The sequence below is a fragment of the Pseudomonas sp. 2VD genome, from assembly GCF_005503585.1.
Lineage (GTDB): Bacteria > Pseudomonadota > Gammaproteobacteria > Pseudomonadales > Pseudomonadaceae > Pseudomonas > Pseudomonas aeruginosa.
This window is the reverse complement of record NZ_SCND01000330.1, coordinates 1-6672: the sequence shown is the minus strand read 5'-3', so window position 1 is coordinate 6672 and position 6672 is coordinate 1. Positions and strand designations below refer to the sequence as shown.

Below are 6672 nucleotides of genomic sequence, written 5' to 3'. Positions count from 1 at the left end.
GGCCATTGCCGTGCTTTCCGACCGCCTGCGCGGCGGCAGCGGCCTGGTGGCGTCCTGGCCGACCGACGACCCGGGCATCAGCCGGCTCGAGCGCAAGCAATTGCAGAAGGCGTTGCTGGCGCGCGGCTACGACATCGGCGAGGCCGACGGGCTGATCGGCACCAGCACGCGCAAGGCGATCCAGGCCGAGCAGAAGCGCCTCGGCCTGACCCCGGCCGACGGTCGCGCCGGGCGCAAGATCCTCGAGGCGCTGAAGGGCGCCCAGCCCTGATTGCGCCGCGCCGCCCGGTCCGCGGGCGGCGCTACCAGCCCTTCACCCCGGTCATGTCCGGCAGGTGGTGGGCGATCCCCTTGTGGCAGTCGATGCAGGTGGCTTCGCCGCTGGCCAGGGCGGTGGAGTGCATCTGCCGCGCGCGCACGCTCTGCCGGGTGAAGTCCATGAACTCGAAGTTGTGGCAGTTGCGGCATTCCAGCGAATCGTTGGCCTTGAGCCGCGCCCATTCGTGCTCGGCCAGCTCGCGGCGGTGGTCGAGGAATTTCTCGCGGGTGTTGATGGTGCCGAAGATCTTGCCCCAGACCTCCTTGGAGGCCTGCATCTTGCGCGCGATCTTGTCGGTCCACTTGTGTGGCACGTGGCAGTCGGGACAGGTGGCGCGGACTCCGGAACGGTTGCTGTAGTGGATGGTGTCCTTGAGTTCGACGAACACGTTGTCGCGCATCTCGTGGCAGGAAATGCAGAAGGTCTCGGTGTTGGTCGCCTCCAGGGCGGTGTTGAAGCCGCCCCAGAAGACGATCCCGGCGATGAAGCCGCCGAGGGTGAGGAAGCCCAGGCTGAAATGCACGCTGGGACGACGCAGGACCCGCCAGTAACCGGCCAGCCAGGCGATGAGTGCTTTCATGCGGCCTCCCTCAGGGTTTGCGCGCCGCATTGGCGGCTTCTTTCTCGAGGATCTGGTCGATGTTCTCGAAGCGGTTGTCGACCAGCGGCTTTACGTCCTGTTGCGGCACATGGCACTGCACGCAGAAGTAGCGGCGCGGCGAGACGGCGGCCAGCGGCTGGCCGTCGCGGTCCATGTAGTGGGTGATGCTGATCATCACCGCCTGGGTTCGCGCGCTGTTGGCGCGGCTGTGGCAGGACAGGCACTTGTTGCTGTCCTTGTCGATGCGATAGCCGACGATGCTGTGGGGAATGGTCGGCGGCTGCTCGGGGTAGTTGCGCTCGCGTTTCAGGTCCTTGTTTTCCTCGGCCGCCAGCGGCGGCGCGGGGCGGCTTTCGGCCAGCGTGCCGCCGGGGCGGCGGCCGTCGGGGGCGGGCGCGTCCAGCGGGTAGCCGAGGTCGGCGGCGAAGGCCGCGGGGGCGCCGAGCAGGACGAGGAGCAGGGCAGTCAGCAGGGGTTTCATGGCGCGCTCCTCAGGCCAGGTTGAGCAGTTCGATGCGAACGGCGCACTTCTTGTAGTCGGTCTGCTTGGAAATCGGGTCGGTGGCGTCCAGGGTGACCTTGTTGATCAGCTTGTTGGCGTCGAAGAACGGCACGAACACCAGCCCCTGGGGCGGCTTGTTGCGCCCGCGGGTCTCGACCCGCGCGCGGATCTCGCCGCGCCGGCTCACCACCTTGACCTCGCTGCCGCGGCGCAGCTTGAGCTGGCGCGCATCCTCCGGGTGCATGTAGACCAGCGCGTCGGGCACCGCCTTGTACAGCTCCGGGACCCGCGCGGTCATGCTCCCGGTGTGCCAGTGTTCGAGCACCCTGCCGGTGGCGAGCCAGAACGGGTAGTCCTGGTCCGGCGCCTCGGCCGGCGGCTCGTAGGGCAGGGCGAAGACGATCGCCTTCTTGTCCGGATAGCCATAGAACTGCACGCCGCTGCCCTTGCTCACGTAGGGGTCGTAGCCCTCGCGGTAGCGCCAGCGGGTCTCCTTGCCGTCCACCACCGGCCAGCGCAGGCCGCGCGCCTCGTGGTAGGCGTCGAAGGGGGCGAGGTCGTGGCCGTGGCCGCGACCGAAGGCGGCGTATTCCTCGAACAGACCCTTCTGGATATAGAAGCCGAATGCGTCGACCTCGTCGTTGGCGTAGCCCTTGGCCAGGTCGCTGGCCGGGAAGCGGTCGACCTGGCCGTTGCGGAACAGCACGTCGTAGAGGGTCTTGCCCTTCAGCTCGGGGGCCTTCGCCAGCAGTTCCGCGGGCCAGACCTCGTCGGTGGTGAAGCGCTTGGAGAATTCCACCAGTTGCCAGAGGTCGGACTTCGCCTCGCCCGGTGCCTTCACCAACTGGTGCCAGAACTGCGTGCGGCGCTCGGCATTGCCGAAGGCGCCTTCCTTCTCCACCCACATGGCGCTGGGCAGGATCAGGTCGGCGGCCTGGGCCGAGACGGTGGGGTAGACGTCGGAGACGATCACGAAGTTGTCCGGGTTGCGCCAGCCGGGCAGCACTTCCTGCATCACGTTGGGACCGGCCTGCATGTTGTTGCTGACCTGGGTCCAGTAGACGTTGAGCACGCCGTCCTTGAGCATCCGGCTCTGCTGCACGGCGTGGAAGCCGACCTTTTCCTGGATGGTGCCGGCCGGCACCTTCCAGATCTTCTCCGCGGTTTCCCGGTGCTTCGGGTTGGTCACCACCAGGTCGGCGGGGAGCCGGTGGGAGAAGGTGCCGACCTCGCGCGCGGTGCCGCAGGCCGAGGGCTGGCCGGTGAGCGAGAAGGGGCTGTTGCCCGGTTCGCTGATCTTCCCGGTGAGCAGGTGGATGTTGTAGATCAGGTTGTTCGCCCAGACCCCGCGGGTGTGCTGGTTGAAGCCCATGGTCCAGAACGACACCACCTTGCGCTTGGGGTCGGCGTAGAGTTCGGCGAGGGCCTTCAGCCGCTCGGCCGGCACGCCGCTTTCGCGCGCGGTGCGCTCCAGGGTATAGGGCTTGACGAACTCGGCGAAGGCCTTGAAGTCGATATCGCTCCAGGTGTTGGCCTTGTCGGCGTTCTTCGCCTTCTTCTCCAGCGGGTCGTCCGGGCGCAGGCCGTAGCCGATGTCCTCGGCGCCATGGGCGAAGCGCACGTGGCGCTCGACGAAGTCGCGGTTCACCGCGCCGCTCTCGATGATGTGGTTGGCGATGTAGTTGAGGATGATCAGGTCGGTCTGCGGCTTGAACACCATGGGCAGGTCGGCCAGCTCGAAGCTGCGGTGCTCGAAGGTGGACAGCACCGCGACCTTGACCTGCGGCGCGCTGAGCCGGCGGTCGGTGACCCGCGACCAGAGCACCGGGTGCATCTCGGCCATGTTCGAGCCCCAGAGGACGAAGCTGTCGGTGGCCTCGATGTCGTCGTAGCAGCCCATCGGCTCGTCCATGCCGAAGCTGCGCATGAAGCCCATCACCGCCGAGGCCATGCAGTGGCGGGCGTTGGGGTCGATGTTGTTGCTGCGCAGGCCGGCCTTGAACAGCTTGTTCGCCGCATAGCCTTCCCAGACCGTCCACTGGCCGGAGCCGAACATGCCGACCGACTCCGGTCCCTTGGCCTTGAGCGCGGCCTTGAACTTCTCGGCCATGATGTCGAAGGCCTGTTCCCAACTGATCGGCTGGAACTCGCCCTGCTTGTCGAACTTGCCGTCCTTCATGCGCAGCAGCGGGCGGGTCAGGCGGTCGCTGCCGTACATGATCTTCGACAGGAAGTAGCCCTTCACGCAGTTGATCCCGCGGTTGACCTCGGCCTTGATGTCGCCATGGGTGGCCACCACCTGGCCGTCGCGGGTGGCGACCATCACGCTGCAACCGGTGCCGCAGAAGCGGCAGGGGGCCTTGTTCCAGACCAGGCTGGTGACGTCCGCCTCGGTCACCAGGTTGCTGGCGCGGACCAGGATCGGCAGGCCGGCCGCCGCCGCGGCGATGGCGGCGGCGTTGGCCTTGGCGAATTCACGACGGGTGAGGTTCATCGATTGTCTCCTCGGGCGAGCACGGTATCGCGCGGTCGGTCATGGCCGCCGCGTCGTTGCTATCGTCGTCGTGCAGGATCTCGTGGTAGACCAGCACGGCGTTGAGCACTCCTGGCAGGTTCTGCAACTGGCCCAGGGTGTCGAGAATCTGTTCTTCGCGTTCGGCTTCCAGCACCAGAATCAGCTTGCCCTGCGGGCTTTCCTGGTAGATCTCCAGGCCGTCGAGCAGCGCCAGGTTGGCCTTCACCGCCGGCAGTCGCTCGGGCCGGCAATGCAGGATGAGGCTGGCGATCTGCAGGGCTTCAGACATGTCGTGGAGACTCCTTGGTGGATAGCGCGCGCAGTTGGATGGCCTGGCTCGGACAGGGAGCCAGGCAGGCGCCGCAGCCGTTGCAGCGCTGGCTGTCCAGCTCGGCCAGGGCGACGCCGCCGGGAGCCGGGCGGAAGCGGATCGCGGCGGGTTCGCAGGCGTCCTGGCAACTGCGGCAGTGGATCCCGGCCAGGGCCAGGCAGGCTTCGCCGATCGTGGCGATCCAGGGGAAGGCCGGGCGCGCGCCATCGAACAGGCCGGCCTCGCAGCGGCTGGCGCATTCCCCGCACAGCGTGCAGCCGGCGCTGGAGAGGTCGAGTTCGACGAGCCGACCAGCGCCGAGCTTCAGCACGCCTTCCGGGCAGGCCTCGACGCAGGCGGCGCAGCCTGTGCAGCCTTCGGCGAAGTCGGCGGCGGTCCACGGCGGGCGCCGCGTCGGCGGGTGCCCGCCGAGGCGGCGGAACAGCTCTCGGCGACTGCTCATACCCGACCTCAGGCCGGCGGCCCGGGCGGGCCGGCCAGTAGCTGGTACATCCAGACGCAGAAACCGAAGCCGCCGACCAGGGCGACGGACAGCAGCGGGAACAGGCAGATCACGAGGAACAGGAAGAGCCTGGCTTCCATGCCCTTGACGCGTCCCTGGTCGGGTTGTTCGTTCATTGGCCCAGCCTCTGTGCAGGCGACTGTAGAAAGCCTAGACCCTACTTGCAGTACGGGCAAAAACCTCGCCGAGCCGGCGCGCGGCAGCCTGGAAACAGAGCGTTCGCCGGCAAACGCGAGTCGTTCAGCCCGGGTTCAGCAAGCGTTCAGGGGCGGTTCAGTACCCTGTCCGTACTCTGCAAGCCGTGAACGACACGACTCTCGCAGAACGGAGAAACACCATGAAAGCACTCAAGACTCTCTTCATCGCCACCGCCCTGCTGGGTTCCGCCGCCGGCGTCCAGGCCGCCGACAACTTCGTCGGCCTGACCTGGGGCGAGACCAGCAACAACATCCAGAAATCCAAGTCGCTGAACCGCAACCTGAACAGCCCGAACCTCGACAAGGTGATCGACAACACCGGCACCTGGGGCATCCGCGCCGGCCAGCAGTTCGAGCAGGGCCGCTACTACGCGACCTACGAGAACATCTCCGACACCAGCAGCGGCAACAAGCTGCGCCAGCAGAACCTGCTCGGCAGCTACGACGCCTTCCTGCCGATCGGCGACAACAACACCAAGCTGTTCGGCGGTGCCACCCTCGGCCTGGTCAAACTGGAACAGGACGGCAAGGGCTTCAAGCGCGACAGCGATGTCGGCTACGCTGCCGGGCTGCAGGCCGGTATCCTGCAGGAGCTGAGCAAGAATGCCTCGATCGAAGGCGGCTATCGTTACCTGCGCACCAACGCCAGCACCGAGATGACCCCGCATGGCGGCAACAAGCTGGGCTCCCTGGACCTGCACAGCAGCTCGCAATTCTACCTGGGCGCCAACTACAAGTTCTAAATGACCGCGCAGCGCCCGCGAGGGCATGCTTCGATGGCCGGGCCGGAAGGTCCGGCCGCATCTCATCCGGAGGAACCTCATGAAACTGCTGGTAGTGGAAGACGAGGCGCTGTTGCGCCACCACCTCTATACCCGCCTGGGTGAACAGGGGCACGTGGTGGACGCGGTACCGGATGCCGAGGAAGCCCTCTACCGGGTCAGCGAATACCACCACGACCTGGCGGTGATCGACCTCGGCCTGCCGGGCATGAGCGGCCTGGACCTGATCCGCGAGCTGCGTTCGCAGGGCAAGTCCTTCCCGATCCTGATCCTCACCGCCCGCGGCAACTGGCAGGACAAGGTCGAAGGCCTGGCCGCCGGGGCCGACGACTACGTGGTCAAGCCGTTCCAGTTCGAGGAACTGGAAGCGCGCCTGAACGCGTTGCTGCGACGCTCCTCGGGGTTCGTCCAGTCGACCATCGAGGCCGGTCCCCTGGTCCTCGACCTGAACCGCAAGCAGGCGCTGGTCGAGGAGCAACCGGTGGCGCTGACCGCCTACGAATACCGCATCCTCGAATACCTCATGCGGCATCACCAGCAGGTGGTGGCCAAGGAACGCCTGATGGAACAGCTCTATCCCGACGACGAGGAGCGCGACGCCAACGTCATCGAGGTGCTGGTCGGCCGCCTGCGGCGCAAGCTGGAGGCCTGCGGCGGCTTCAAGCCGATCGATACGGTGCGCGGCCAGGGCTACCTGTTCACCGAGCGCTGCCGGTGATCCGTTCCCTGCGCATCCGCCTGATGCTCGGCGCCGCCGCCCTGGCGGTGCTGTTCATGCTGGCGCTGCTGCCGGCCCTGCAGCGGGCCTTCGGCATCGCCCTGGAGAACACCATCGAGCAGCGCCTGGCCACCACCTGCTGGTGATGCCGCATGAGGTATTCGAGGATGCGGTATTCGTAGGCGGTCAGCGCCACCGGTTGCTC

Annotated in this window: 9 protein-coding genes and 2 pseudogenes; 4 read left to right on the top strand and 7 right to left on the bottom strand. The window is 66.9% G+C overall.

Annotated elements, in window-relative coordinates:
* On the top strand, positions 1 to 271 hold a 271-nt coding region (locus tag FFS27_RS26025), incomplete at its 5' end, for a peptidoglycan-binding domain-containing protein (RefSeq protein ID WP_137952295.1).
* Positions 272 to 302: 31 nt separating this feature from the next.
* On the opposite strand, the gene FFS27_RS26020 is transcribed toward FFS27_RS26025, so the two are convergent.
* From FFS27_RS26020 to napE, 6 genes are read right to left on the bottom strand one after another with little or no spacing between them, the layout of a single operon-like run.
* Positions 303 to 899, bottom strand: coding sequence for a cytochrome c3 family protein (locus FFS27_RS26020; protein ID WP_003082412.1), 597 nt, complete (start codon positions 897 to 899; stop codon positions 303 to 305).
* Between the two features lie 10 nt (positions 900 to 909).
* On the bottom strand, positions 910 to 1401 hold the full coding sequence (locus FFS27_RS26015; RefSeq protein WP_003082414.1) for a nitrate reductase cytochrome c-type subunit: 492 nt from the start codon (positions 1399 to 1401) through the stop codon (positions 910 to 912).
* Positions 1402 to 1411: 10 nt separating this feature from the next.
* A complete protein-coding gene (gene napA, locus FFS27_RS26010) occupies positions 1412 to 3916 on the bottom strand; it encodes a nitrate reductase catalytic subunit NapA (RefSeq protein WP_003107632.1) in 2505 nt (834 codons plus the stop codon).
* The gene (locus tag FFS27_RS26005; RefSeq protein WP_009315480.1) at positions 3897 to 4226 is read right to left on the bottom strand and encodes a chaperone NapD; all 330 of its coding nucleotides are present in this window, start codon (positions 4224 to 4226) and stop codon (positions 3897 to 3899) included. The genes napA and FFS27_RS26005 overlap by 20 nt, the downstream gene beginning before the upstream one ends.
* Positions 4219 to 4710 (bottom strand): ferredoxin-type protein NapF, encoded by a 492-nt coding sequence (gene napF / locus FFS27_RS26000; RefSeq protein ID WP_009315481.1) that lies wholly within the window; start codon positions 4708 to 4710, stop codon positions 4219 to 4221. The genes FFS27_RS26005 and napF overlap by 8 nt, the downstream gene beginning before the upstream one ends.
* An 8-nt stretch (positions 4711 to 4718) precedes the next feature.
* Positions 4719 to 4886 (bottom strand): periplasmic nitrate reductase, NapE protein, encoded by a 168-nt coding sequence (gene napE / locus FFS27_RS25995; protein WP_003082429.1) that lies wholly within the window; start codon positions 4884 to 4886, stop codon positions 4719 to 4721.
* 221 nt (positions 4887 to 5107) lie between these two features.
* Here napE and FFS27_RS25990 point away from each other — a divergent pair, with 221 nt between their 5' ends.
* The 3 genes and pseudogenes from FFS27_RS25990 to FFS27_RS25980 form a co-directional block, all read left to right on the top strand.
* On the top strand, positions 5108 to 5710 hold the full coding sequence (locus tag FFS27_RS25990) for an outer membrane protein (RefSeq protein ID WP_003082431.1): 603 nt from the start codon (positions 5108 to 5110) through the stop codon (positions 5708 to 5710).
* 79 nt (positions 5711 to 5789) lie between these two features.
* Positions 5790 to 6467: a two-component system response regulator PhoP gene (gene phoP, locus FFS27_RS25985; protein WP_003082436.1), complete on the top strand. Its 678-nt coding sequence runs from the start codon at positions 5790 to 5792 to the stop codon at positions 6465 to 6467.
* Positions 6464 to 6598, top strand: a pseudogene (locus FFS27_RS25980) (histidine kinase); the annotation flags it as partial. The gene phoP and the pseudogene FFS27_RS25980, both read left to right, overlap by 4 nt.
* On the opposite strand, the pseudogene FFS27_RS25975 reads toward FFS27_RS25980, so the two are convergent.
* Positions 6592 to 6672: pseudogene (locus tag FFS27_RS25975) on the bottom strand (winged helix-turn-helix domain-containing protein); the annotation flags it as partial. The pseudogenes FFS27_RS25980 and FFS27_RS25975 overlap by 7 nt on opposite strands.

Bases quoted from the DNA above. Each gene is read 5' to 3' on its own strand.
- FFS27_RS26020 (WP_003082412.1), bottom strand. From the start codon at position 899: ATGAAAGCACTCATCGCCTGGCTGGCCGGTTACTGGCGGGTCCTGCGT.
- FFS27_RS26015 (WP_003082414.1), bottom strand. From the start codon at position 1,401: ATGAAACCCCTGCTGACTGCCCTGCTCCTCGTCCTGCTCGGCGCCCCC.
- napA (WP_003107632.1), bottom strand. From the start codon at position 3,916: ATGAACCTCACCCGTCGTGAATTCGCCAAGGCCAACGCCGCCGCCATC.
- FFS27_RS26005 (WP_009315480.1), bottom strand. From the start codon at position 4,226: ATGTCTGAAGCCCTGCAGATCGCCAGCCTCATCCTGCATTGCCGGCCC.
- napF (WP_009315481.1), bottom strand. From the start codon at position 4,710: ATGAGCAGTCGCCGAGAGCTGTTCCGCCGCCTCGGCGGGCACCCGCCG.
- napE (WP_003082429.1), bottom strand. From the start codon at position 4,886: ATGAACGAACAACCCGACCAGGGACGCGTCAAGGGCATGGAAGCCAGG.
- FFS27_RS25990 (WP_003082431.1), top strand. From the start codon at position 5,108: ATGAAAGCACTCAAGACTCTCTTCATCGCCACCGCCCTGCTGGGTTCC.
- phoP (WP_003082436.1), top strand. From the start codon at position 5,790: ATGAAACTGCTGGTAGTGGAAGACGAGGCGCTGTTGCGCCACCACCTC.